The organism is Ensifer sp. Root142 (genome assembly GCF_001426785.1).
Classification (GTDB): domain Bacteria; phylum Pseudomonadota; class Alphaproteobacteria; order Rhizobiales; family Rhizobiaceae; genus Ensifer; species Ensifer canadensis.
This window is the reverse complement of record NZ_LMFK01000017.1, coordinates 46,079-69,684: the sequence shown is the minus strand read 5'-3', so window position 1 is coordinate 69,684 and position 23,606 is coordinate 46,079. Positions and strand designations below refer to the sequence as shown.

The window sequence follows — 23,606 nt, the reverse complement described above, 5'->3', positions numbered from 1 at the left end:
GCCGGCAGTTGCGAAATTCCTCGACAGCGCAGGTTCACTGTTGATCGCCAAGGCGCGTTCGATCGGCGCCACCGTCGTCACGCATGAACTGCCGAACCCGGAAGTGAAGAAGCGCGTCCTGATCCCGGATTTCTGCCTGGTCTTCGACGTTCCATTCGTGAACACATTCGAAGCGCTCCGCCAATTCTCCGCGAAGTTCGTTTGGTCGCCTTAACAATCGAAGACCTGCGGCATGCCATGCTCGAACCGATGCGGAAATCCGGTTCTCTAGCACGCGTGCCGCGGTCACCGAAACGTATCTTGTGCAGACGACCTATTTGGGAACTTTGTGCGCCCCACGCCGTTTAGCAGTACACATACCCCATCTGACGCTTCCTCCGCCGCCTGGCAAATGGCCGTTTTTGCGCCGAGATCCGACACCCGGGAGCGTTTAAATGACCAGGCATTTCAAGTATGAAAGAGAGGCCCTGCTTCGCGGCTGGGATGCAGTCTACGATCTGGAAGAATTCATTCGGGCCTATCGTTTGGCACCGCTTGCCGCGCGCGAGATCTTTGCAAAAGCCGGCCCCCGCAGGCTCGATCTAGCAAATGCCATGGATGCACGAAAGTTGCAGCAAGGCACATTAGTCGCTAATGCACTTATGTCTGACGTTTGACGGAAGTCTGTTGCCTCAGTGCAATATTGCGCGCAGGATACTTCGTCGACAGCGATTGAAGCGGGCGCTGTCGCGAACGGGTCGTCATGTACCTGTGCCCCAACCAAAGGAGGACGTCATGTCTTCCAGCCACCCAGAACACTATCTTGATGCCGACGACCTCAGCCTATTGGTCGAGGTGCTTACCGCTGCGGGTTTCTACGGAACGACAGCCAAGGCAGATCCAAGTGGACGGCTTGCTGCCACGCGTTTCCTGATGACGGCGCTCGAAAACGGTATCAATAGCCGCGAAAGGCTGACTGCAGCCCTTGTCGAACGTGGCGATGCTTCAAGCGGAGAACATCAGACGCCTCAGCAGACGAAAGCCGAGGCGATTGACCGATGGGATGACGAAGGCGGCGCTATCTACGCGAAGTCCTCTGCGTGACCGCCGGCTTGAACGGCTACCGATCGGCCGTCAGCCCTTCTTATGTTCCAAACGGGAGAATTCGATGCACACACTGCCCAGCCTGACAGGCCACCATCTCAGCCCCCGCGATCTTTCAGCAGTGCGCAGGGTTTTTGAAGCGACCTGTTTGAAGACACGGCTCGATGGGCGCGGCATACAGGCCGATCGCCTGGCGAGGTTCATCCTGGATGAATTCCGGTTCGGCAACACGGATGAAGCGTCCCTTTTGGAATGTGCTCTATGGCACGAGACGCGACGTACTCCGCCCAAAGCGAAGAACCATTCTATCGTTGACATGCGAACGGCAAGAACGCGCGAGGGTCGTGATTCCAGCCAAGCACCCAAAACCGGCAATCCTCACGATCGAGTCGCTCGCTAGCCGTCTCACCCCATCCGACAGCTACGTCCGCCAACCCTCTGACGTCAAATACCTGGCCGCCTCATGGGCAGCCAGCACGACCAGGCGCGTCGTCGCCTGGAACATGACAGAGAACCCTCTAACCACAGGAGCCATCATGGCCAAGGAAATCAAAACACTGGACGTGCTTTTTCACGATACGTTGAAGGACGTCTATTTCGCCGAAAACAAGATCGTCGACACACTGCCGAAGATGCGCGATGCCGCCAAGAGCAAGCAGCTCAAGGATGCATTTATCAAGCATCTCGGCGAGACAAAGGTTCATGTCGAGCGACTGGACCAGGTCTTCAAGATCATCGGCAAGAAGCCGGAAAAGAGGACATGTGACGCGATCATGGGCATCACCAAGGAAGGCGCCTCGATCATGGACGAGTATGAAGGCTCGCCCGCGCTCGACGCCGGATTGCTCGCGGCTGCGCAGGCTGTCGAACACTACGAAATGTCACGCTATGGCACCTTGCGGACGTGGGCCCTGGAACTGGGCATGAAAGATGCCGCTAAGCTCCTCCAGACGACGCTCGACGAAGAGCAGGCGACAGACATAGCTCTGACCGCGATCGCCACGAAGGTCGTGAATCAGACCGCAGAAAAAGCGGCCTGAAGCATTTCCAGTAAAAGTGCGATGATTTTCCGTCAGGACATGCGTGAAAGCAAAGCAAAGAGATAGAGCGCTTCCGCGGCTCTGACTCAACCGGAAAAGCTCTACGTGAATATCGGCCCGGCTTGATCCTATCAAGCCGGGCAAAGGCAGTCTCGGCCGACGCGTGCGAGAATCCGAGATGGACCATAGATTATGTCCCGCCCCGGCGCGCGACACTGTGGCCAAATCACGCGGTTATCGATTGTATTTGTCGGGAAGGAGACCACAGTGGTGTCCGGCAGATCTACACCGCCGGAATGTTCAATGTCAGAAGCGCCTGGCACCGAGCGAAGAGACGCGCCGCAGCTCAATTTCTGATCACGGCATTTCAAGGCGGCGTTCACTCCGAGGCAGCGCTCGTCACCATTCTGTTGAGCCAGATCGAGATGCTCTCCTCGCCTTTTTCGAATGACGATTTGGATCGGTGGGAAAACGAAGGTGGCGGCAAGGCGTTTGGTCGCTCCGCAACCACGAAACAATCCATTGACCGGATTGAGCACCAATTCTCGCGACAAGGCTCGGCGCCTGGTTGATGAAGCAAACCTGCTCTTGAGACGATACACAGCAAGTGAAATTCGACAACGTCAAGCGGGGCGTCAACGCCATCGATTTTATCTTAGTTGGCAAGTCAGCCCTTTGGGCCGGCTCCGATGTCCTCGGGCAGCGCGGAGCGCGACGCCGATTGCGTCCGCTCTTCGAGTTCAGCTGCGACCCACTCGAGAAACAAATTGTATGCGACGGCCAACAAGGTGGGTCCAAGAAAAAGTCCAATCAACCCAAAGGCCAGCACACCACCAACGAGCCCAAACAAGCCCAGCAACACCGGCAGGTTACTGTTTTGGTTGAGCAGGTACGGGCGAAGAAAGTTGTCAATGCTGCTGACGAGAAGCAGGCCCCAGATGGCGATGAAGATCGCCCAGCCCATGGAACCCTGAGAAAGCAACCAAAGTGCAACGGGCCCCCACACGAAGGGAGGCCCCCCCGGCACAAATGACAGCGCGAAGGTCAGGCAGCCCAACAATAGAGGTTGAGGCACTCCGGCAATCCAGAAACCGATGCCGGCCAGCAGGCCCTGCGCAAGTGCGGTTCCGATCATCCCGTAGACGACACCTTTGACGGTCATACCGATGACCGCCAGCAATCTCTTGGCCCGGGGACCGGCAACGCGCTCGCTGATCTGGCGCATGAAGCCGATCATGCGGCGACCGTGCAGGAACAAAAAGAAGGTGATGAATATGCTGAGCGCGAGTTCAAGGACGACGCCACCGAAGGCGGCTCCGCCTGCAAGAGCAATATCGGTGACAGGGCCTGTTAGTTTCTTGAGTTCGACGATAAACGCTGGGGCATCATGAGCGAGGTTTTCCCAGTAGGCGGCCACGCCTTCGCCGACGATCGGCAGACCTTTAATCCAGTTGGGCGGAGCCGAAGGCCCCTCCTCCAAGACGTGCGTAATTCCCTCGGCCAGATTTTTCATGTCGTCGGCGAGCGCGGTCACAAGGAAGGCAAGCGGTGCAGCCAAAACAAAGATAACCAGCATCGTCATTATTGCTGCGGCAACTGCGCGGTATCCTCCGACCGCACGCTCGCATTGGCGGTAGAGCGGCCACGTCGAGTAACAGATCACCGCAGCCCACAATATGGCCGACAGGAAGGGCCAAAGGACCAGGGCACAAGCAACAACCAGCAGGGCAAGCGTACTGATACCGAGAACAGGCCCAATCCATCTGCGAAGATCTGACATTGCCCGATCCGCCTCCTTCTGTAGCGCCTTTCCACGACGGCTCTATACCCACTCGCCGTTCTGCGCGAACGCCGAGTGGGTATGGCAAGCCGAATTGCACGCGAACACGCGGAAATGCTGGCAGCTTAAGAACGGCCGGAGTATACGCACACGCCGGTGGTTGCACGGCGGTTGCGCTGCCGTTTCGCTTCATCGCCACGCGGCGACGTCGAAGCTTCACCCTTAGATCAGTGCCAGCCGATCGTGCAAACGACACCCCTGGTGCCGGCAATACGATGGACTGTTTGCACGGGACCGACGTGCATCGCAAACCAGAATTCGCTGCGCCGCTTTTTAAAGCAGGGAGATCTGAGTGGCCGCAACGATGTGCGCTTGCGAACCCGTATCGCGCGATGTTGGGTAATTGCCCCTTCGAGGACCTCCTCGGGATAACCCGATCGGTCCAAGAAGGGCATGGACGAGTGTCCGTCCATTGACGAATGTTCAATACCAGCGCCCGCGACCGTACCAGCCACCGCTGAGCACTAGAACGATGAGAACTATGATGAGTAGTGTGGTGATATCCATTTGGGTCTCCTGGGAGTACCCTGGTTATCGTCAATCACGATGATGGACGATGCTGTTTTCGTGCTGTACTCCGACGTAACATAACGCGCCAAACGTGTCTTCGTTCCAGCTCGAATAGAGGGCGGCCAGAAGCCGCCCATCATCGACTGGGTGCGCTATTTGGCGCGGCGCCAGACACCGTTGACGCCGTCACCCTTAACGTCTCCAGCCTGCTTGTCTTCGGCATAGGTGTAAAGCGGCTTGCCGTCGTAGGCCCACATCTCCTTGCCGGCCGTATCCTTGACAAGTGACCATTCGCCTGCCGCCTTGGATTTTGCCGCGGCGTGGAACGCGGGCCAAATCTTCAGGCAATCGGCGTCGCAGTTCGACTTGCCCTTGGTGTCCTTGTCGAACGTGTAGAGGGTCATGCCGCTATCCGTGGTCATGACCTTGCCCACCTTGGTATCGACCATCTTGGCCGGTTCAGCGGCAAAGGCCGAACATGACGTGGCGGCGGCTACGCCCAATGCAATTAGAGAGATTTTCATTATTTTTTCCCATCGGGGATGCCGGCGGAATGCCAGTAGTGCCCGAAGTCTAACGCACAGAAACGCGCAGCTTCAGTAGCAGTTCCCTGACACACCAACTGAACGGGCTCGAAGTGCGCTGCATCTGTCGGCAGATAATGACAAACCAGGCGAGCGATAGGTCGGCAGCGCTTGATGAGTCACTGGGTCAGGGCGTCGGACTGTGTTGTCTGCGCCGACCCTGTAAACATAATCGTTGCGGGTCTAAATGCCCAGACCAGCAGAATACTCGTGGTGACGATGATCAGAGAGAAAACGAGACGATTTGACATGGCGCCTTCCTCCATATTTGGAGCGCTGTGAATGCGGGCTACAGCATTCGTCGCCGTTGTCAGGTCGAACATTTCTGGCAAGGAGACGCGCGGAAGCCTTCCTTGTGGCCTCGCGGTCCGTGCGGTTCGGGAGCAGTTTGAGGGATCCGGTCGCCGCATGGCAACGGAAGCAAGTGTATCACAGTTCTTGCTTGCAAACGCGGCGGAACCGCCGCGTCAAACGATCAATTGCACGATGTGGGAGAAAGGCGTCATCGCCCACCTGCCGTTATTATCCTTGGCTGTTCTGTAAATGATGAAGTCACGGCCGATGGTGAACTTTCCATGCATGGTGATCTCGTTACCGGTTGAGAGCACGGCTCGAAGCTCGTTTGCATGGTGTTTCTCAATTTGGTCGCTGATCAAATCGGCTAGGACCAGATCCAAGATTTCCGGCTTTGAATCAGTCAATGGATCCCCCACTCTTTTTGAGACACGTTGCGGATGCGACGACCTCGGTACGGCAAACGCGACCACCCAACGTTTGCCGCAGCCAATTTTTGTGCTTAGCCAAGCGGCAAAGCAACGGGTTTTGAGATCGTGCTCGCGATTGTGCCTGAGTGGAAGCGAACGGCAACACGGCAAGGACAGACCGGAAGCTGTGAGCGGTTCCTGGGCGGCAAGACGATCCGCGCGAGGTCCGGCGCAAATTCCCCTCGTCAGCTACTGGTTTGCGGCAAAGACCTCGTTATCCGCAACCAATGCTACCGCGCGGAATCTGATTCATGGTAGCGATCTTTCAAACAGGGTCATTCCGAGTCCCCGAAGGTCAAGCTGCTGTCCTGTCGACTTCCGCAACGTGATGCCGGTGTGCAATTGAAACATGTGTGCCGGGCCTTGCATCTGCCACGGTGACCCGTGCATCCAGCTGGTTGCTGAGCGCTTCCACGATCCCCGTGCCCAAGCCGGGCTTCACTTCAATTCCCCCTGTCGGCATACCTACGCCGTCATCGCCGACCTGGAGGGTCCAGTCTTTTCCTTTGGCGTGGTAGTCGACGGTGATTTTGCCCTCGCGGTGCTTCGGGAATGCGTGTTTGAGCGCATTGATCACCAGCTCGGTAACGATGAGACCGAGGCTTATCGAGGTGTTTGCCTCGATAAAGGTCTTGTCCACGTCGACTTCGATCGAGAGCTGTTCGGGGTCGTAGATCATCGAAGCTCCGAGACTTCTGCAAAGCTGCTCGAAATAGCAGCGGAGTTCGACCTCACCGACACTGGATGTGGCGAGCTGCTGTTGGACCGCAGCGATGGACATGACCCTGCTGTGCGCGGACTTCAAATGGTTGCGGGTCTCTTCGGACTGAACCTTGCGAGCGCTCTGCAAAAGTATGCTCGCAATGATCTGCAAGCTGTTGGCGACACGGTGCTGGACCTCTTGCAGAAGGATCGCCTTTTCTCGCAGCAGGTCGTCCTTCACCTTCTCGGCGACCCGCGCATCGGTGACGTCGGTAACCGTCAAAAGCAGGCGGAGTTGCGATGTATGGGCATAGTCAAGCAATTGAGCGTCAAGGACCAGCCGCCGGGTATCATGGTCCGGGCGTTTCAGATCCATCTCATAACCACGCACATCGGCAACTCCTGCCGCAGTTGCCTCAAGCAACACCGATAATTGGGCGAGGTTCCACTCTCCATCGCCCAGTTGGGTGAAGCGCTTTGCCGTGGCCGTAGAGGCGTCGATCCGAAAGGCCCTGTAGAAGGAGGTGCTGGCCGCGACCACGCGGAGATCGCCATCGAGAAGCACGATCGGCGCGCTCGAGGATGCAATGACCGCAAGCGCAAGGCTGAGCGAGGTTTCGGGATGGAGAGGCGTGTCCCTGGTCATTGTCGTGTCCTTGCGGCCAGAGGCTCGCGGTGCAAGAGCCATCCCCAGCATGGACGTAGACGGGTTATGATTGGGAGGGGAACTGATCCGAACGCATACTACCACGAATATCGAGAGCAGGTTCACTTAATCGATCGAAACTACCGCGATGGCTGGAACACCACTGAGCGCGGGAACGGTCATAGCTGCCACAGGATAAATGCCCGACCAGCAACTAAGACGCGGAACGGGTCAACAGGTCCTGACCCTAGTCTTTATCTTCCGGTGGTCGGCGCCAAATTTGGATGAGGCCCCTGCGCATGGCGTCTTTCAGATTGAGAATATCAAGAAGATCGTCCGCTTCATCGCGCGGCAAATGCGAGATTAGATAACCGTCTAAAACAACCGGCTGTCCGGTGAAGACATCGATCACCGTCCACACATTGTTGGCTTCGATCTTCAGATCATACCGTTGCTCTCCTTCATCGAAGGCGACCAGCGACGGTCGGGAGCCCGCATGGTCAGATTATCAATCGCGGGCAAGAAACCGCAGAAGCGCCTTTTGCAACGTCTCGGCAGCCGTTCGGTTCAGGGCCACTTCGATCGGGCCCTCGTCGCATTCCAGGCAGAGCGTGCCGATCAGCGGCGCCTTATGGAGGGTGATGATGTCGCTTTCGTAGAGCTTGTTCGGCTCGGACATGGCAGTCCCCAATTCCAAACAAAGAGCTTACCACATTCGCGCGGATACGGGAGCTTTATCCCCGCACGATGGCACCTGGCGATCGCTCGGTGGGACAGGAGCCGCAACCTCCAGAGAAACATCGATGAAGCTGGACGAATAGGAGAGTTCAGGCCGACAGGCACAACCGCCTCAATTGAAACTCAATCGACGCGCTATGCTATAGGTAAGTTGATTTGGCCGATGTGGCTTTCGCGGTAGAACTTCGAACCGCCCCAATCCTTCGAACCGCCCCAATCCCCTAAATTCTCGACAGACAGGCAGGCTCGGCGTCAGTGCTTGCGGCCAACGCGTCTCGAAACAGATCTCGAGCCGTCTGTTCGTCCGAGCCAGTGCAACGCGCATCATTGATCCGGCGACAGCCGGCGCGAAAACCGCGAAACGGCTGTTGCAGCCGAATTACTCTTACCAACGCTTGAGGAGGACCGAGGCCACTATGAACGCTCTATCTTTCACGAAACGTATCATCCGCGGCCCGCGCGACACGTCACCGATCCACCGCTTCCATGTTGGCCAACTTGTCCGCTCCAAGGGCGCGCTGACGAGAGAGTCAACATCTGGAGAAACGTATCGCATCATTGCGACGCTGCCGATCCGCGACAATGCGCTCCAGTATCGCATCCGCAGCAGCCGCGAAACCCATGAGCGTGTAACGGATGAAGGCAATCTCGAATTGATTATAACGACCATGCCAAACCGGCCAAACAGATCAGCCACGGGAGGCGATCATGAACTACCACATACCGGCTCAGATCTATCTCTTCGACTATCGCGGTCTGTTTGCCTGGATTGCTCTTTCGGTCGCGGTCTTTGTGGTCATCACCACGATCCTCTTCGGCCGGATCTTGTGATGGCGCGGCACGGAGCCAAACGCCCTCCTCACTCGTGCGCCCGGCTGAATGCTAGATATCAGACAAGGCTCGTTCGGGATCTGCAAGGTCCAACAGAGCAATCAATGATCCCGTCTTCGTCAAAAGCATAACGCTCGACAGGCAGGACCGCGCCGCCGCGCATACGCCGGCGTCGGAAGGAGACATCATGTTCAATCGAACCAACCATCGATCCATCCACTTCAATCGGCCCTTCCAGTTGCCCGACACCGAGGAAACGTTCGCGGCCGGCGACTACGACGTGGACGAAGACGAGGTCCTCATCGAAGGCTTCTCCTGGCTTGCCTCCCGACGCGTTGCGACCTTTATCAAAGTGCCGGCAACGATAGAAAATCAGTATCGCATGCGCTTGATCGCGATCGAACCCGACGAACTTGAACGCATCATCACATTGGATGGTGCCGGGAACATTCCTCACTCGCAGCCACACGCTTGAAGGTACCGCTGGGTGTAACCGAGCGGTATCACGGCGATACGAAGAACGGGAGAACGACGATGCCCCACCGAGAGCATGCACGCACGATTATACGCTGGAAGAACGAGGGCCACGCGCCACACCAAATTCACGGCCGCTATCAATTCGGCCGACGTGTTGAAGTGGACGGATCCTGGACGATCTACCACGTCTTTAGCGGCAAGCCTGCGCAGGTCGATGCGTGGAGAATGACTGGCCTCAATCGTGAGAATGCAGACCAAGCCCTCGACGTTCTCAATACATACTGAGCGCGACGCGAAGCCCGCTGCCCAGGTTTGGTGCAGAGATCCGGACTTGAGCGGATGGGCATCTTTGAAATGGCATACTATGCTGTGGCTGCCTTGCGGACGGATTTCGGGCGTGCGCCCGGCAAGCTTTCGGTTGAAGACTGCGCAGCCGATGGCGACTTCGGTCTGCTGAACGGGAAGCGACCGGGCCGCAAACGCCGCCCGACGATCGATTGTATCGTCCGATGGCGGTCTCGACAGCGAGCGTTTGCCGTAACCGTTGGAGGCCTGCCAATTCATCCGGCAGTATCTGCTGATTACGGCGATATGCTGGTGCCGTTGGCCGGGTTCGTCACCCTCAACTTCATCTTCTCAAGATGATGGCGGCGGCAGGAGTTGTGTTTAAAAGGCATGGCTGCACTACAATTGCTACATCGGAAGCCAACCCACACCAACAAACGAACCGCGCACCAACGCCGTTCAGACTGTTCTCAGTATCCCATCCCGCCCATGCCGCCGTTGCCGGCCGGCCGGGCAGATTGTATTGAGGGAATGTCGGCGATCATCGCTTCGGCAGTGATCAAAAGTGCCGCGATTGAGCCGGCGTCCTGCAAAGCGGTCCGCACAACCTTCGCAGGGTCGATGATGCCGGCTTTGATCATATCGACATAGGTCTCCGTCTGCGCGTCAAAGCCCTGGTTGTGATCCCTGCTGTCGGTGAGTTTTCCCACGACGATCGAGCCTTCGACACCGGCGTTCTCGGCGATCTGCCGGATCGGAGCTTCCAGCGCCCTGAGCACGATCGAGATGCCCGCCGTGGCGTCCGCATTCGCTCCGGTCAGTCCCACCAGGACCGACCTCGCGCGCAACAGGGCAACACCACCGCCAGGAACGATGCCTTCCTCAGCCGCTGCGCGCGTGGCGTTCAGCGCATCGTCGATACGGTCCTTCTTTTCCTTGACCTCGATTTCGGTCGCGCCGCCGACGCGGATTACCGCGACGCCGCCGGTGAGTTTCGCCAGGCGTTCCTGGAGTTTTTCCTTGTCATAGTCGGAGGTCGTCTCCTCGATCTGTGCCTTGATCTGCTGGATGCGCGCCTGGATTGTCGCTTTATCGCCGGAGCCGTCGATAATCGTGGTGGTGTCCTTCTCGATCAGCACGCGCTTGGCGTGGCCGAGCATGTCGAGCGTGACGTTCTCGAGCTTGATGCCGAGATCCTCGGAGATCATCTGACCGGCCGTGAGGACGGCAATGTCTTCCAGTATGGCCCTGCGGCGATCGCCGAAGCCCGGGGCCTTGACGGCCGCGACCTTCAGGCCACCGCGCAACTTGTTTACAACCAGCGTCGCCAGAACCTCGCCCTCGACATCCTCGGAGAGGATCAGCAGCGGTTTGCCGCTCTGCACGGCCGCCTCGAGTATTGGCAGCATAGCTTGTAAATTGCCAAGCTTCTTTTCGTGGATGAGGATGTAGGGGTCCTCCAGCTCCACGCGCATCTTCTCGGCATTGGTGACGAAATAGGGCGAGAGATAGCCGCGGTCGAATTGCATGCCCTCGACAACGTCGAGCTCGGTCTCGGCCGTCTTGGCTTCCTCGACGGTGATTACGCCTTCATTACCGACCTTGTCCATCGCCTTGGCGATCATCTCGCCGACCGTCGCGTCGCCATTGGCGGCAATGGTTCCGACTTGCGCAATCTCGCCCGAAGACTCTACCTTCTTGGCGCGCGCCTGGATTTCCTTGACGACAGCAGCGACACCAAGGTCAATGCCACGCTTGAGGTCCATGGGATTCATGCCGGCGGCGACGAGTTTGACGCCTTCGCGCAGGATGGAGGCAGCGAGCACAGTCGCCGTCGTGGTGCCGTCACCGGCGAGGTCGTTGGTCTTAGAGGCCACCTCGCGCACCATCTGCGCGCCCATGTTCTCGAACTTGTCGGCCAGCTCGATTTCCCTGGCAACTGCGACCCCGTCCTTGGTGATGCGCGGCGCGCCATAGGCCCTGTCGATGACAACATTGCGGCCCTTGGGGCCCAGCGTCACCTTGACGGCGTTGTTGAGCAACTCGACACCGCGCAGCATGCGATCGCGCGCATCAGTGGAGAATTTGATTTCCTTGGCAGACATTGTGTTCGTCCAGTTCGGTCTTGAGATTGCGGTCGGAAATCGACGGCCAGGCAGCTTTCTTGGCCGCGACGGTCTTTTCGACAACGTCCATGATGTCGGGCTCGTTCTTGATCAGGGGTGCCTCACCGTCGATCCTGAAATCGGTACCGGACCGCTTGCCGAGCAAGATCCTATCACCGAACGTGGCGTCGAGCGGAATCAGCTTGCCGCATTCATTACGGGTGCCTCGACAGCCGGCGATCACTTCGCCTTCCTGCGGCTTTTCCTTGGCAATGTCGCGAGTGATGATCCCGCCCTTGGATTTGAGATAGCCTTGCGCGCGCCGGATGACGGCGCGGTCATGCAGTGGACGGATTTTCATAGGGATTCTTTCTGCGGCCTGCACATAGGGCGGCTGCAATCCTTACATAGCACCTTTGGCACTCGATAGATAGGAGTGCCAAAATACATATTCCGCCGACATCGTCTCCTACCAATAGGGCTCCTCACCGATCGAGAGCGACCTCAACGCGCCAACGGAGAGGCCAGACGCGGCCGTCGGTTTTTCTCCTTTGCCCCAATGCGAGGCGGCAGCCACGTTGACTGTGGGCAGCAGCGTGGGATTTGGCTCCGCCGTCAAACTCGCGGTTTCGCACGCCAAAGAGAAGGATACCCGGTTGTTGCCGAGGAAATTCGAGACGGATCCGTCGGGATCAAACATCCTTGTCGAGTTCGGTGGCGTTTCGAAGAGCCTCTTGCATCCTTGAGCGCCAATGGGCACCGGATAACTTGAACCAGTCGACCACGTCGGTATCGACGTTGAGGGTGAGTTTCGTCGTGGAACCGTCGGAGGGCAACACTTTCTTCTTGAGCGCTCGCGGACGTTCCAGAACCTGCTGCACCAAGTCGCTGGTAGCTCGTGTGGAATTAGCTTTAACCATCTGCCAGCCTCATGCCTTTCTGATGCCATTTCTCGCCCCGAGCTGGCACGTGTTAGGAAGTGCAAGGATTCCCAAAGTAGCGTTTGTATGCTTCATACATGGACGCCTTGTGGCAAGGGCTTTATGGGGGATTGAGTGATCGGTTGCTTTTCAGGTGAGCGAAGCAGGCCTCTCATTAGAGCAGGCTTAGGGCTCATACCGCCTCCAGCCGGAACTGACCTCTCAAAGCTGGAACAGCTGGGAACACATTCGAGCCGTCGCGGAAGTGAAAGGAGAGTTCAATGTCTGGTGAAGCACGGTCTCCTCGTCTCGCCGTCCTGATCGATGCCGACAATGCTTCGGCTAAAATTGCCGATGGCCTGTTTGAGGAAATCGCCAAGATCGGAGAGGCCAGCGTCAGGCGCATCTACGGAGATTTCGCCAGTGGACGATCGAAAGCATGGATCGAAGTGCTGTCGCGTCACGCAATCATACCGCAGCAGCAGTTTGCGTATACCACCGGAAAGAACGCGTCTGATATCACCCTCGTGATCGACGCAATGGATCTGTTGCACAGCGGTCGCTTCGATGGCTTCTGTCTGGTCTCGTCCGATAGTGATTTTACACGTCTGGCGTCGCGGATCCGCGAGCAAGGCACCGATGTTTTCGGCTTCGGCGAGCAAAAGACGCCGGAAAGCTTCCGTCAGGCATGCCGCAGATTCATTTACACGGAAAACCTCCTACCGATCGTCGCGTCAAATGGTGCGGAATCGGCTCAGACGCCCACTCCGCTTCAGCAGCCGAAGGCCGCGACCCCCATCATCAAGAAGGTCATCTCCCAGATGGAAAGCGAAGACGGATGGGTCCCGCTTGGGTCCATCGGCACGCAATTGGCGAACCTGGCATCGGACTTCGATCCGCGAACCTACGGCTTTCGCAAGCTCAGCGATCTCGTGCGCAAGACAAACGCCTTCGATATCGAGCAAATGGAAGGCAAGCCGCTACGGATCCGCGTTAAACAACAAGCATCTAAAAAAAAGGCCTGAGTCCCCGCCATTCGAACTCCCGGAAGGTGTCGCCCTGTGCGTGACCGCCAAATGCGAGCCCCTTGCTAAGATCGCCTCTTGCCGAAGCCTGCTCGCAAGCTGGAGCATAGTCGACGCGGATCGATAGCACAGCTCTGTGTGTCGGGAGTGGCGCAAGACATTGCGAGCACCATCAGACCTTGTTTTGCTCAATGAGCGCTTCAATGGCATGAACCGCTGTGGGATAGCCTGTAGCCCCCAGACCCGCTATTACCGCAGTAGCACGCATCGAGACGTAGGAGCGGTGATAGATCGGTTCACGCCTGTGAACATTGCTGATGTGAAATTCGATGATCGGGCCTGGAAACATCTTTAACGCATCCAGCAAAGCAAGCGATGTGAACGTGAACGCGGCTGGATTGATGATGATGCCTGCAGCGTCCTCATCGATCGCTTCGTGCACCCATTCGATAAGCCGTTCCTCGCTGTTCGTCTGGCGAAATTCCACCGGCCGCTTTCCAGCCGCCTGCTTGCACCACGTTTCGATTTCGCCGAGTGTCGTGTAGCCGTAAATCTCCGGCTCGCGTTTTCCAAGCCGGTTGAGGTTTGGTCCGTTGAGAATGAAGAGGGGTTTGGGGTCTGTCATGATCGCTTTACCTGTTACCCCTGGTAGCCCGTGAGGCGCGGCAACCAGAGTACGAGGTCGGGAAAGAAGGTGATGAGCGCCAGGCAGAGCACCATCCAGCCAAGAAACGGCAACGCGTCGCGAATGATGTCGCGCACCGGCGCACCGGAAATGTTGGTCATGATAAAAAGCAACAGCCCGTAGGGTGGTGTAACCAGCCCCAACATGACGTTGACGACCACCATGACCCCGAAATGCACCATATCGATACCAAGCGCTTGCGCGGTCGGGATGAATACGGGAACGATAATCAGTAGGATTGCTGTCCCCTCCAGCACGCAGCCTAGCAGGAGCAGAAGGACGTTGACGAGGATCAGAAAGCCAATTGGTGACAGATCCCAACCCGTCAAAAGCACACGCAGTGTCTCCGGGATGTTCTCAATCGTGACAACGTAGTTGAAGACCAGCGAGCCGGCGATCAGCATGCCGATTGATGCTGTCGTCTTCGAGCTGGTCTTTAATGCGTCGTAGAAGGCCACCAACGAAATACTGCGATAGATCACGACGGAAATGGCCAGCGCGTAGGCCGCCGCAAGAGCTGCAGCCTCAGTCGGTGTCGTGATGCCCGAATAGATGCAGCCAAGCAGAACGACCGGCATCATGAGCGCCGGAAGCGCCTGCCAGGTGATCTTCGGGATATCGCGAAGCGGTACGGGGTCCTCCACCGGAAAGTTCTTGCGCCGCGCGGTGATTGCAACCTGCACCATCTGCAGAAGTGCCATCAACAGTCCAGGGATCATGCCGCCGATAAAGAGATAGCCGATCGATGCGTCCGAAACGAGCGCGTAGATTACCATTGGAATGGAAGGAGGAATGATCGGGCCGATGACGGAGGTCACAGCCGTCAACGCGGCGGCATAGCTTGGCGTGTAACGCCCGTCTCGGGTCATCATATTCTGCATCATGCGCCCGCTGCCCGCCGCATCCGCGATCGCAGAGCCGGACATGCCCGCAAATACGATGCTCTGCACCACGTTCACCTGCGCAAGGCCGCCGCGGAACCGACCAACGAGAACATTACAGAAGTTGAGAAGCCGCTCCGTCATCGAGCCGATGTTCATGAATTCGGCAGCGAGCACAAACAGCGGCACTGCAAGAATGATATAGTTGGAATACATGCCGTTCAGAAATTGCTCGGCCACCGTTCCCATGTCGGCTCCGACAAGAAACAGGTACAGGATCGAACCAACGATCATCGACAGCCCTATCGGCAAGCCCAAAAAGGCAAGAGCCGTGATGAGGACAATGGTAAGCGAAAAAGGACTGGTGAAATTCATACGCCGGAGCTCGCTTTCGTGGGATCGAAAGCGTCCGGCGCTTTGCCGAAGGCTGCCTGCCATGCAAGCCAGATGTAGCGCACGATCATTGCTACCGCAAAGACGACGTAGATCGAGTAGAGATAGTCGAAGCGGATCTTGAGATAGGCTGTCTTCTCGACCTTCATAAACATGACGTAGTCTATGACGGCCGGCAGCGAGACGCCGAAGGCGACGACAAGAGCCACGGCAAAAATCAGCGTCATGATGCGGCGGGCACGGGCGGACGCGCTAGCCCAGAAGAAATCGAACCGGATTTCTTCACTCTCGCCGATCACGAAAGCGGACCCGAAGAGCACTATCCAGATCCACAGAGCAACGCTGACTTCGTGCGTCCAGCCAATGGAGAGATTGAGGACATAGCGGAACAGGATCTGCAACAGAAACACGACGAACATGCCCAACAGCATGAGGGCCAAAATGTTTTCAGCCCGCCGGCGCAGCCACCGGCCAAAGGCAAGCAGTCTCTCGGACACGAAATTCCTCCTCACCTCACCCAATCGGCCGGGTCGAACCCGGCCGACATCTTTTTGTCGCTGATACGACTACAGGGCTGCTATTTTCTCGAGGATGCCTTCAGGCCACGATTTTGCGAGATCGGAGGAGAGATACTTCTCCTGTGCATGCTTCCGGAATGCGGCAATGTCCGGTTCATAGATTTTGAGGCCGGCTGCCTTGAACTCGTCGACCAGAGCCTTTTCCTGCGCCAGGTGCTGTTCCTGGCTCCAGGCCATCGCCCTATCCGCCGCCGCCTGGAACGCTGTCTGCTGTTCCGGCGACATGTCGGCCCACACCTTGCTGGAAACAGTCAGCAGATCGTAACCGATCAGATGCGAGGTCAGCACGATCTGCGACATCACTTCATAGAACTTCATGTTCTTGACGTTCGGAAGCGGATTGTCCTGTCCGTCGATCGCGCCGGTCTGCAGACCGGTATAGACTTCGGCATAGGCCATAGGCGTCGGATTTGCGCCGAGCGCAGCCCCCAGGAACTGCCAGGCGTCGCCACCCGGCATCCGAAGCTTGATACCGGCCATGTCGGCAGGTGTTGCAATCTTCTTTTCCGGTTTAAGCCCCACCTGACGTGCACCGAAATAGGTCGGACCCAAAATATGCACGCCGAGCTGATCTTCCGCCATTTTCTTGAATTCCGCGCCGGTATCGCTGTCGAAGAACGCCTTGAGATGGGCGGCATCGCGGAACAGATAGGCTGAGGTCAGCACAGACCATTCGGGAATCTGGTTTGAGATATCCTGCGGGGCGATATTGCCCATCTGCAGGTTGCCGCGCTGGAGAGCCACCAGTTCGGTGCCCTGCTTGAAGAGCGTTCCGCCATAGAACGGCTCCAGCGTGAAGCTGTCCTTGATGGCATCCTTGAAGGATTTCATCATCTCGGCGCGGATGTCCTGCTCGGAGAACACCGCCGAAAACTTCAGCACGGGTTTGTCCTGTGCAAATGCTGGGAAAGCAAAAGCCGCGGTCGCCGCCGCGGAAACGCCAAGAAAGCGGCGTCGGTCGATTTCAAAAACCATTGATTTTCCTCCCGTTAGCCGACCGTCGAGTGGCCGGTCTCTTTCCCACTTTCACTCTTCCCTCCTCGGAAGAGCACCTTGTTCATGCACGGACCAGTTAGTTAAAAAAGGCGCGGACAAGCGGCCAGCTATAGCCGGAGTTTCTGATGTTCAATATCTCATGTCAAATAATTTTTATCATAGATTTTTCATTTCATAGGATATAATTCGAGTAAGGGAGGAAACATGATCGTCCAAAATATACCATCGGAAACTGCGAGCGAGATGGCGTTTCGCCAAATCCGGAGCGATATCATCGCGGGCACATTATCTCCGCGTCAGAAGCTGAAACTCGACGACCTACGTGATCGATACTCAGTAAGCATCTCCACCCTCAGAGAAACCTTATCGCGGCTTGCCACCGAAAACCTTGTGATTGCCGAAGGGCAGCGCGGCTTCCATGTCGCACCGGTTTCCGCGAAGGAGCTGCGGGATCTCGGTGACATGCGCCTTCTGCTCGAGAGTCATGCTCTTGCTCTGTCTCTCGCCGCGGGTGACCTTGAATGGGAAGCGCGCGTTGTGGCAGCCAGACACAAGCTTGCCGCGGTGGAGCAGCGTTTGCTAACCGGCGACGTCGACCGAACGCCGGATTGGGTGCGCTACGACTGGGAGTTCCATCAGGCGCTCGCGTCGGCTTGCGGCTCTACGGTGCTGATGGAAACGCTGGCAACGACGTTCGATCGATTTCTACGCTACCACTTGCTTGCGCGCAGCTTCCGGGGGAAACCGGTTGCGGACGATCATCGCAAACTCTTCGACCTTGCCATGGCCCGCGACGTGGAAGGCGCAAGGTCTATGCTGCGCCAACACGTGGAGCACGGCATCGATCACGTGCTACGCACCGGTCGGTTTGACTGAATGCTTCAACGGAGACGGGAGATTGGAAAAGCGAGAACAGGTATCGCGCAAAAATGACCCCGAAAGAACGCGAGAGAACATTCTGGCCGTCGCGACGGAGGAATTCGCCGCTCATGGGTTAGCAGGCGCCCGGGTCGACGCGATCGCGGAGCGAACGCGCACATCCAAGCGCATGATCTACTACTATTTCATCAGCAAGGAAGACCTCTATCTCGCTGTCCTTGAGAAGGCCTACCGCAAGATCCGCTCACGCGAGGCCGATCTCCAGCTTACCGAAATGCAGCCAGTCGCGGCGCTGCGGACGCTGATCTCAAACACCTTCGACTACGACGAAAACCATCCGGACTTCGTCAGACTGGTGAGCGGCGAGAACATTCTCCTGGCCGCGCACATGCGTCGCTCCACCGAGATTGCCGACCTCAACGTCTCGATCATTCGAACGCTGACGGACATTCTGGAGCGCGGCAAAGCGGATGGAAGTTTTCAGCGTGAGATCGACGCAATCGATCTGCATTTGCTGATCAGCGCCTTCTGCTTCTTCCGGGTCTCCAACGCCCATACCTTCAGTACGATTTTCCAGCGCAATCTTTCGGAAACTGCCACGTACGAACGGCATAAGAAAATGATCGCGGACGCTGTAATCACTTACCTGCGTCTAGCAATATAAATTATCGCTCTCGAACGGATTCGAACCAGCTTCTATTGATGTATCGCTAATTAAGCGAATGCGTTAATTAACAAAAATGCCGTTTCGCTTATTAAGACGTAGTGCTGTTTAACTTCAGCACAACAATCGACTTGGGAAGCCATGGTCAACAAAGACCCCAACACCAACGGGCGACTAGGTCGCTTCGTGGAAACCGCCCTAGGTGGCGAACTAGACAGGCGTTTGTGCCGCCTCTCCTCCCTCCGGTTCCGTTCGATGATGATGTAAACTACACTGCTTGCGAAGACTTCGGCCAATGGCGGCTTTCGGACCGTCGCATCAGGTGACTTGGCGTGATGCCGAACTGCCGGCGGAAGGCCGTCGCGAAGTTGGCCGCGGAAGAATAGCCCGCAACAACACTGGCCTCCAGGACAGTGGCTTCGCCGTTGCTCAAGGCCGCGAAGGCCTGTGCCAGTCTCAGTTTGCGCACATATTCGAACACGCTCTGGTTCTCCGCGATTCGGAAAAGACGCTGCAGGCCGCTCGCGCTGATACCGGCGGCACGCGAGATCACTTCAACATTGAGCGGGTCGGCCCATCGCGCTGCGACGTAATTCTTGGCGCGATCGAGGCAAATGGCATCCTGCCGCGTCAGAATCATGCCGGTCGGTTCACGCCGGCTCGCCTGCAATGCCGCTGCCATCGTTTCTGCCACAAGTTCCACGGCGCGGCTTTCGAGATAGAGGTCGCGCATTGCGGGCAAAAGCGGTGGGGGCGCGAAGATCTGGCGAACGATCTCTATCAGGCGAGGAGTGACGGTCCAGCGATGTTCGAAGAGGTGTTCGCGGAGAAGCCTTTCGCCGCCCTTGGTGTCGGCGACTTCATCGAGCGCGTCGAGATGCAGCCATTCCGGCGTCGCGGACACGACGAGATGGCGCAGGTGCTGTCCTCCCAGAGAGGCACGACTGAAACTCTCAGGGGAGGCGTTCATGATCGCAACGCCCTGTACGACGCCGCCATGCGCATCAAAATGAAAGTGGCGGTCGCCGATTGAGAGATCGACATTGCCGTCCAGAAAGAAGATGCAGGAAAGTTCCTCGCCACGACGCGACGTGGCGGTGAAGGGCCGCTCCTCGATCGCATCGCTGACATGCAGCACGAGCCCACGGCGGAGTTCTCGGTGCAGGAATTCTCCCCTCATCAATGTATCGTCGGGAGAAAGTCCGTCGGGGCTTTCGAGGACGATCCCGTCCTGGCGCAAGAGATCTCGGACACGGAGGTGCCGCCTCGTGCGGCTCTCATCTGCCTGCACCTCGCCCTCGGCATCAGGTTTCAGGCCATTGCCGTACCGGCATACTGAAGTTGTCATTTCCAACCCTCGCGGCTTGTAGTGCACACGGCATTCACCAGCAACCTTGCAGCGCCATTGAAGATGGCAGTCCGAACAGGACATTTGCCGTCACGCAAAGATATCAGCGCGTTGCGCAAAGGACCCGCCGTTGCCCGTCGTGGAACAATTGCCCTAAAGCAATAACTTAACTTGATTTAATCAGTCAAGTTTAACAAAAGATGCAATCGACTTGGGGTAGGATCATGACGAGCGAAGACGGCAGGTTTGGCAAAAGACGCGACGCGAAAGAGCGTGCACGCACGTTCGCTGCGCACCGCAAAGAGACGACCCTTTTTGCCTCGACATTTGCTGGCGTCCTCGGTCTCGCGGCACCTGTGTTGGCACAGGATGTGGCCCCGGGAACCCGGCTCGAGGCGATCACCGTAACTGCTTCTAAGGACAACCCAAGGGGGCCGGACAATGGGATTGTCGCCAAGCGAAGCCTCAGCGCGTCAAAGACCGATACTTCTCTCCTCGCGACGCCACAGGCAATCAGCGTCGTCACGCGTGACCAGATGGACGAGCAAGGGGTGAACACCGTGTCGGAGGCGCTGCGATACACTCCGGGTGTGTTGACCGAGAGCAACGGCTACGACATCCGTTACGACTGGCTCTATATCCGCGGCTTCAACACCTACGGTACGATGTGGCTCGACGGACTGGTGCTTCCGGGCGACCCCAACAACTATGCCACTCCGGCCGTGAACCCCTACGCACTTGAGCGCATCGACGTCATCAAGGGGCCGGCGTCGGTTCTCTACGGCCGGGCGGTCCCAGGGGGGCTCGTCAACCAGGTCAGCAAGCGGCCGCAACCGGAGCGCCATAACGAGGTAGGCATCCAGACCTCGTCTTTCGGTGGCATCGAAGGGATGTTCGACTTCACAGGACCGGTCAGCGAAGGAAGCGACTGGACCTACAGGCTTACCGGACTCGGCAAGAACATGGGCAGCCAGATCGATCGAGAGCAAGAACGCCAGCTCATGCTTGCGCCGAGCTTGACCTGGGCGCCGACCGACCAGACACAACTCACTCTTTATGGCTACTATCAGAAGGATCGCCCGAAGGACTTCAACCCCCGTTTCTACCCGGCGATCGGGACACTGATCGACAATTCATTCGGACAGATCCCACGAGAGCTCTATCTCGGCGATCCCAACGCCAGCATCTTTGAACGCAATTTCTATACGCTCGGATACGAATTTTCCCACGAGTTCAACGACACCTGGAGCGTGCGTCAGAACCTGCGCTACGGCCGCGCGAGCCAGAACATGTTCCTCGCCCTCGTCAACCCGGCCTTCGCCTATCGGCCCGACGGCCATACCCTCAATCGGGCTTCGGCAGTGTCGGATGATTGGCTGACAAGCTTCAACGTCGACACCCAACTGGAAGCCCGGTTCGATACCGGTGCCCTCGATCACACGGCTCTCTTCGGCATCGACGTCCTCCGGGCCGATTCGTCGACCAATTTCGGCAACGGCACTGTCGGAGTGCCGCCCCTCGACTATCTCGACCCGGTCTACGGCACCGCACCGATACCAGTCCCGGCCATCCAGCGCTCTGGCCTGCAGAAGCAACGGCAGGTCGGCTTCTATGCCCAGGACCAGATCCGCTACGACAACTGGGTAGGGACGGTCGGCCTGCGCTACGATCTCTCGGACATCGATACCCAAAACCGCCTGGCTCCGGATCGGTCGACCGTCTCCAACGATGATCGCGAAGTGACGTGGCGGGCCGGCCTCTCCTATCTCTTCGACAACGGTATCGCTCCCTACGTCAGCTATTCCACCGCCTTCTTGCCGGCCCTGGGTGCCAGCCGGTCCGGAATGCCCTTTGAGGCGCAACGGGCCGAACAGTACGAAATTGGCGTGAAGTTCGAGCCGCCGGGCGGCTGGGGCATGATCACGGTCTCACTGTTTGACTTGACGCTCGAAAATGGCCTCACGCCCGATCCTGCCAGTTCGCTCTACAGCGTGCAGACCGGCAAGCAGCGCGTGCGGGGATTGGAGCTTGAAGGGAAGTACGAGATCACCCCCGAATTCGACGTCCTTGCCTCCTACGCCTATTCGGATTCCGAAGTAGTCCAGTCTACGAACGCGGCGGCCAGGGGCCGCGAGATGTTGAGATCGCCAGAGCATCAGGGCAGCGCCTGGATAAACTATCGTCCTTCTGCCATCGAGGGCCTTTCGCTGAGCGCCGGGGTGCGGATGACCTCGTCTTATCAGACCGACGCCACCTATCGAGATGATTTGCGCATCCCCAGCCGCGTACTGGTCGATATCGGCGCCGCGTATGACTTCGACGCCTTGCACAAGTCTTTCGAAGGCACGAAATTTCGCGTCAACGTCACCAATCTGTTCGACGAGGAGTATGTCTCGCATTGCCTGAACATTACCGGCGGAAGTTGCAACTACGGTGCTGGACGGGCGGTTACGGCCAGCCTGAACTACGCGTGGTAGGCCGCATGATCCTGAAAATGCCTGTCCAGACAACCGTCCCATTGGTCCGACTTGCGGCAGCATTCGTCATCGCGCTCTTCCTGGGCGTGCCGGCGGCGGCGGAAATCCGGCTCACCGACGCCGCAGGGCGTGACGTCCGCCTCGCAATCCCCGCCCAGCGCATCGCTACCAATGAAAGCCTGCTGCTCCTGTCGCTGGCGCTTATCGATCCGGATCCGGTTTCGCGCCTCGCCGGCTGGGCGGCGCCGCAAAGGATCGACAGAGGTTTCTACCAGTCGTTCCGCGCCCGCTTTCCCAGCATCGATTCTATCCCGGTGGCGGGTGGCGTGGTCGGTTCAAAGAACTCGCCTGAGGCCATTCTCGCCGTCAAGCCGGACGTCTTCGTCGTCTCTCTCTGGGACCAAAGCTGGACACAGGTCGCTGCGACACTGGAGGCCGCCGGGGTGCCGGTGGTATTTCTCGATGGCCCCGCCAACGATGGACGCGGCCCGGCAGAAACTACCATTTCCTCGATCGAACTTCTTGGAAAGGTGATCGGCCGAGAGGCGCAGGCCCATGCCTTTAGCGATTTTGTCCGGCCGCGTTATGCGCTCATCACGGATCGCACGCGCAATCTCAGGCGCCCTTCGGTCCTGATCGATGCCCACGCCGGCGAGGACTGTTGCTCAACGCCGGGGCGCGACAACCGCATGACTGAATATCTCAAGCTGGCCGGAGGCGAGAGCATTGGCGTCGGCGTGCCCGGCTACGACGGAAGGCTGAGCGCCGAGTACGTGCTGGTAAAGGACCCGGAGGTCTACATTGCGACCGGAGGACCGCACCTTGCGGCCCAGAACGGCCTCGTTCTTGGCGATGATATCACCGCGGATGCGGCATCGAGATCGTTCGCCATGCTTGTTTCGAGCGACTTGCGCTCCAGTCTGACAGCAGTGCGTAGCGGCCGTGCCCACGCAGTGTCCCATCAACTGTCGATCTCGGTTCTCAATGTTCTGGCCTTTGAATGCTACGCGCGATGGATTCATCCGGATCTGTTCACTGACATTGATCCGGCCGCGACCCTTGCCGAGATCAACAACCGGTTCTTGAGCGTGCCACTCGAAGGCACCTTCTGGCTCGACCTCGACGTTTCAAGGATCGCGCAATGACAGGAATGTC

The 23,606-nt window shown here is 57.9% G+C and carries 26 protein-coding genes and 1 pseudogene; 12 read left to right on the top strand and 15 right to left on the bottom strand.

Annotated features, from left to right (window positions below; all coding sequences use genetic code 11):
• The first annotated feature begins 40 nt into the window (after positions 1-40).
• From ASD52_RS40135 to ASD52_RS19065, 5 genes are all read left to right on the top strand, one after another.
• Complete coding sequence (locus ASD52_RS40135) at positions 41-214, top strand: DUF4411 family protein (RefSeq protein ID WP_234908051.1); 174 nt, start codon at positions 41-43, stop codon at positions 212-214.
• A gap of 220 nt (positions 215-434) precedes the next feature.
• Positions 435-656: a hypothetical protein gene (locus ASD52_RS19080; RefSeq protein WP_057210191.1), complete on the top strand. Its 222-nt coding sequence runs from the start codon at positions 435-437 to the stop codon at positions 654-656.
• Positions 657-774: 118 nt separating this feature from the next.
• On the top strand, positions 775-1,083 hold the full coding sequence (locus ASD52_RS19075; protein ID WP_057210190.1) for a hypothetical protein: 309 nt from the start codon (positions 775-777) through the stop codon (positions 1,081-1,083).
• A gap of 536 nt (positions 1,084-1,619) precedes the next feature.
• Positions 1,620-2,123 (top strand): DUF892 family protein, encoded by a 504-nt coding sequence (locus tag ASD52_RS19070; protein ID WP_057210188.1) that lies wholly within the window; start codon positions 1,620-1,622, stop codon positions 2,121-2,123.
• 296 nt (positions 2,124-2,419) lie between these two features.
• On the top strand, positions 2,420-2,695 hold the full coding sequence (locus tag ASD52_RS19065; protein WP_057210187.1) for a hypothetical protein: 276 nt from the start codon (positions 2,420-2,422) through the stop codon (positions 2,693-2,695).
• Positions 2,696-2,790: 95 nt separating this feature from the next.
• On the opposite strand, the gene ASD52_RS19060 is transcribed toward ASD52_RS19065, so the two are convergent.
• The 6 genes from ASD52_RS19060 to ASD52_RS38570 all read right to left on the bottom strand — a co-directional run bounded on the left by ASD52_RS19060 (position 2,791) and on the right by ASD52_RS38570 (position 7,848).
• On the bottom strand, positions 2,791-3,903 hold the full coding sequence (locus ASD52_RS19060) for an AI-2E family transporter (RefSeq protein ID WP_057210185.1): 1,113 nt from the start codon (positions 3,901-3,903) through the stop codon (positions 2,791-2,793).
• Positions 3,904-4,625: 722 nt separating this feature from the next.
• The gene (locus tag ASD52_RS19055; RefSeq protein WP_057210183.1) at positions 4,626-4,997 is read right to left on the bottom strand and encodes a hypothetical protein; all 372 of its coding nucleotides are present in this window, start codon (positions 4,995-4,997) and stop codon (positions 4,626-4,628) included.
• Between the two features lie 527 nt (positions 4,998-5,524).
• Positions 5,525-5,758 carry a hypothetical protein gene (locus tag ASD52_RS19045; RefSeq protein ID WP_057210179.1) on the bottom strand — a complete coding sequence of 78 codons (234 nt, stop codon included), beginning with the start codon at positions 5,756-5,758 and terminating at the stop codon, positions 5,525-5,527.
• Positions 5,759-6,116: 358 nt separating this feature from the next.
• On the bottom strand, positions 6,117-7,169 hold the full coding sequence (locus ASD52_RS19040) for a sensor histidine kinase (RefSeq protein ID WP_057210215.1): 1,053 nt from the start codon (positions 7,167-7,169) through the stop codon (positions 6,117-6,119).
• A gap of 247 nt (positions 7,170-7,416) precedes the next feature.
• Positions 7,417-7,581, bottom strand: coding sequence for a hypothetical protein (locus tag ASD52_RS37525; RefSeq protein ID WP_225968560.1), 165 nt, complete (start codon positions 7,579-7,581; stop codon positions 7,417-7,419).
• A 96-nt stretch (positions 7,582-7,677) separates the two neighbouring features.
• Positions 7,678-7,848 (bottom strand): hypothetical protein, encoded by a 171-nt coding sequence (locus tag ASD52_RS38570; protein ID WP_156408472.1) that lies wholly within the window; start codon positions 7,846-7,848, stop codon positions 7,678-7,680.
• Positions 7,849-8,615: 767 nt separating this feature from the next.
• Here ASD52_RS38570 and ASD52_RS40620 point away from each other — a divergent pair.
• Together ASD52_RS40620 and ASD52_RS19035 are read left to right on the top strand one after the other, a co-directional pair.
• A complete protein-coding gene (locus tag ASD52_RS40620) occupies positions 8,616-8,738 on the top strand; it encodes a hypothetical protein (RefSeq protein ID WP_255569953.1) in 123 nt (40 codons plus the stop codon).
• Between the two features lie 187 nt (positions 8,739-8,925).
• Positions 8,926-9,213, top strand: a complete 288-nt coding sequence (locus tag ASD52_RS19035) for a hypothetical protein (protein ID WP_057210177.1) — start codon at positions 8,926-8,928, stop codon at positions 9,211-9,213.
• A 407-nt stretch (positions 9,214-9,620) separates the two neighbouring features.
• On the opposite strand, the pseudogene ASD52_RS40130 reads toward ASD52_RS19035, so the two are convergent.
• The 4 genes and pseudogenes from ASD52_RS40130 to ASD52_RS19005 all read right to left on the bottom strand — a co-directional run.
• Positions 9,621-9,836: pseudogene (locus tag ASD52_RS40130) on the bottom strand (IS5/IS1182 family transposase); the annotation flags it as partial.
• Between the two features lie 134 nt (positions 9,837-9,970).
• Positions 9,971-11,605, bottom strand: a complete 1,635-nt coding sequence (gene groL, locus ASD52_RS19020) for a chaperonin GroEL (protein ID WP_057210173.1) — start codon at positions 11,603-11,605, stop codon at positions 9,971-9,973.
• Entirely contained in the window at positions 11,574-11,966 is a 393-nt protein-coding gene (locus tag ASD52_RS19015) for a co-chaperone GroES (RefSeq protein ID WP_063963350.1), read from the bottom strand. The genes groL and ASD52_RS19015 overlap by 32 nt, the downstream gene beginning before the upstream one ends.
• A 331-nt stretch (positions 11,967-12,297) precedes the next feature.
• Positions 12,298-12,525 (bottom strand): BrnA antitoxin family protein, encoded by a 228-nt coding sequence (locus tag ASD52_RS19005; RefSeq protein WP_057210172.1) that lies wholly within the window; start codon positions 12,523-12,525, stop codon positions 12,298-12,300.
• A gap of 281 nt (positions 12,526-12,806) precedes the next feature.
• On the opposite strand from ASD52_RS19005, the gene ASD52_RS19000 reads away from it, so the two are divergent.
• Complete coding sequence (locus tag ASD52_RS19000; RefSeq protein WP_057210170.1) at positions 12,807-13,550, top strand: NYN domain-containing protein; 744 nt, start codon at positions 12,807-12,809, stop codon at positions 13,548-13,550.
• 172 nt (positions 13,551-13,722) lie between these two features.
• On the opposite strand, the gene ASD52_RS18995 is transcribed toward ASD52_RS19000, so the two are convergent.
• The 4 genes from ASD52_RS18995 to dctP all read right to left on the bottom strand — a co-directional run bounded on the left by ASD52_RS18995 (position 13,723) and on the right by dctP (position 17,062).
• Entirely contained in the window at positions 13,723-14,175 is a 453-nt protein-coding gene (locus tag ASD52_RS18995; protein ID WP_057210168.1) for a type II 3-dehydroquinate dehydratase, read from the bottom strand.
• 14 nt (positions 14,176-14,189) lie between these two features.
• On the bottom strand, positions 14,190-15,491 hold the full coding sequence (locus ASD52_RS18990) for a TRAP transporter large permease (protein ID WP_057210166.1): 1,302 nt from the start codon (positions 15,489-15,491) through the stop codon (positions 14,190-14,192).
• Entirely contained in the window at positions 15,488-16,006 is a 519-nt protein-coding gene (locus tag ASD52_RS18985) for a TRAP transporter small permease subunit (RefSeq protein ID WP_057210164.1), read from the bottom strand. The genes ASD52_RS18990 and ASD52_RS18985 overlap by 4 nt, the downstream gene beginning before the upstream one ends.
• Before the next feature lie 69 nt (positions 16,007-16,075).
• Positions 16,076-17,062, bottom strand: coding sequence for a TRAP transporter substrate-binding protein DctP (gene dctP / locus ASD52_RS18980; RefSeq protein WP_057210162.1), 987 nt, complete (start codon positions 17,060-17,062; stop codon positions 16,076-16,078).
• Positions 17,063-17,287: 225 nt separating this feature from the next.
• Between dctP and ASD52_RS18975 the strand changes: the two genes are divergently transcribed.
• A complete protein-coding gene (locus ASD52_RS18975) occupies positions 17,288-17,959 on the top strand; it encodes a GntR family transcriptional regulator (RefSeq protein ID WP_057210161.1) in 672 nt (223 codons plus the stop codon).
• A gap of 22 nt (positions 17,960-17,981) precedes the next feature.
• Positions 17,982-18,626: a TetR family transcriptional regulator gene (locus tag ASD52_RS18970; protein ID WP_057210159.1), complete on the top strand. Its 645-nt coding sequence runs from the start codon at positions 17,982-17,984 to the stop codon at positions 18,624-18,626.
• Positions 18,627-18,894: 268 nt separating this feature from the next.
• Here the strand turns inward: ASD52_RS18970 and ASD52_RS18965 are convergent, their stop codons facing one another.
• On the bottom strand, positions 18,895-19,974 hold the full coding sequence (locus ASD52_RS18965; protein ID WP_162254172.1) for an AraC family transcriptional regulator: 1,080 nt from the start codon (positions 19,972-19,974) through the stop codon (positions 18,895-18,897).
• Between the two features lie 224 nt (positions 19,975-20,198).
• Here ASD52_RS18965 and ASD52_RS18955 point away from each other — a divergent pair, with 224 nt between their 5' ends.
• Positions 20,199-22,451 (top strand): TonB-dependent siderophore receptor, encoded by a 2,253-nt coding sequence (locus ASD52_RS18955; RefSeq protein ID WP_082571846.1) that lies wholly within the window; start codon positions 20,199-20,201, stop codon positions 22,449-22,451.
• A gap of 17 nt (positions 22,452-22,468) precedes the next feature.
• Positions 22,469-23,596 carry an ABC transporter substrate-binding protein gene (locus tag ASD52_RS18950; protein ID WP_063991854.1) on the top strand — a complete coding sequence of 376 codons (1,128 nt, stop codon included), beginning with the start codon at positions 22,469-22,471 and terminating at the stop codon, positions 23,594-23,596.
• Positions 23,597-23,606: the final 10 nt, after the last annotated feature.

Bases quoted from the DNA above. Each gene is read 5' to 3' on its own strand.
- ASD52_RS19080 (WP_057210191.1), top strand. From the start codon at position 435: ATGACCAGGCATTTCAAGTATGAAAGAGAGGCCCTGCTTCGCGGCTGG.
- ASD52_RS19075 (WP_057210190.1), top strand. From the start codon at position 775: ATGTCTTCCAGCCACCCAGAACACTATCTTGATGCCGACGACCTCAGC.
- ASD52_RS19070 (WP_057210188.1), top strand. From the start codon at position 1,620: ATGGCCAAGGAAATCAAAACACTGGACGTGCTTTTTCACGATACGTTG.
- ASD52_RS19065 (WP_057210187.1), top strand. From the start codon at position 2,420: ATGTTCAATGTCAGAAGCGCCTGGCACCGAGCGAAGAGACGCGCCGCA.
- ASD52_RS19060 (WP_057210185.1), bottom strand. From the start codon at position 3,903: ATGTCAGATCTTCGCAGATGGATTGGGCCTGTTCTCGGTATCAGTACG.
- ASD52_RS19055 (WP_057210183.1), bottom strand. From the start codon at position 4,997: ATGAAAATCTCTCTAATTGCATTGGGCGTAGCCGCCGCCACGTCATGT.
- ASD52_RS19040 (WP_057210215.1), bottom strand. From the start codon at position 7,169: ATGACCAGGGACACGCCTCTCCATCCCGAAACCTCGCTCAGCCTTGCG.
- ASD52_RS38570 (WP_156408472.1), bottom strand. From the start codon at position 7,848: ATGTCCGAGCCGAACAAGCTCTACGAAAGCGACATCATCACCCTCCAT.
- ASD52_RS40620 (WP_255569953.1), top strand. From the start codon at position 8,616: ATGAACTACCACATACCGGCTCAGATCTATCTCTTCGACTATCGCGGT.
- ASD52_RS19035 (WP_057210177.1), top strand. From the start codon at position 8,926: ATGTTCAATCGAACCAACCATCGATCCATCCACTTCAATCGGCCCTTC.
- groL (WP_057210173.1), bottom strand. From the start codon at position 11,605: ATGTCTGCCAAGGAAATCAAATTCTCCACTGATGCGCGCGATCGCATG.
- ASD52_RS19015 (WP_063963350.1), bottom strand. From the start codon at position 11,966: ATGAAAATCCGTCCACTGCATGACCGCGCCGTCATCCGGCGCGCGCAA.
- ASD52_RS19005 (WP_057210172.1), bottom strand. From the start codon at position 12,525: ATGGTTAAAGCTAATTCCACACGAGCTACCAGCGACTTGGTGCAGCAG.
- ASD52_RS19000 (WP_057210170.1), top strand. From the start codon at position 12,807: ATGTCTGGTGAAGCACGGTCTCCTCGTCTCGCCGTCCTGATCGATGCC.
- ASD52_RS18995 (WP_057210168.1), bottom strand. From the start codon at position 14,175: ATGACAGACCCCAAACCCCTCTTCATTCTCAACGGACCAAACCTCAAC.
- ASD52_RS18990 (WP_057210166.1), bottom strand. From the start codon at position 15,491: ATGAATTTCACCAGTCCTTTTTCGCTTACCATTGTCCTCATCACGGCT.
- dctP (WP_057210162.1), bottom strand. From the start codon at position 17,062: ATGGTTTTTGAAATCGACCGACGCCGCTTTCTTGGCGTTTCCGCGGCG.
- ASD52_RS18975 (WP_057210161.1), top strand. From the start codon at position 17,288: ATGATCGTCCAAAATATACCATCGGAAACTGCGAGCGAGATGGCGTTT.
- ASD52_RS18965 (WP_162254172.1), bottom strand. From the start codon at position 19,974: ATGACAACTTCAGTATGCCGGTACGGCAATGGCCTGAAACCTGATGCC.
- ASD52_RS18955 (WP_082571846.1), top strand. From the start codon at position 20,199: ATGACGAGCGAAGACGGCAGGTTTGGCAAAAGACGCGACGCGAAAGAG.
- ASD52_RS18950 (WP_063991854.1), top strand. From the start codon at position 22,469: ATGCCTGTCCAGACAACCGTCCCATTGGTCCGACTTGCGGCAGCATTC.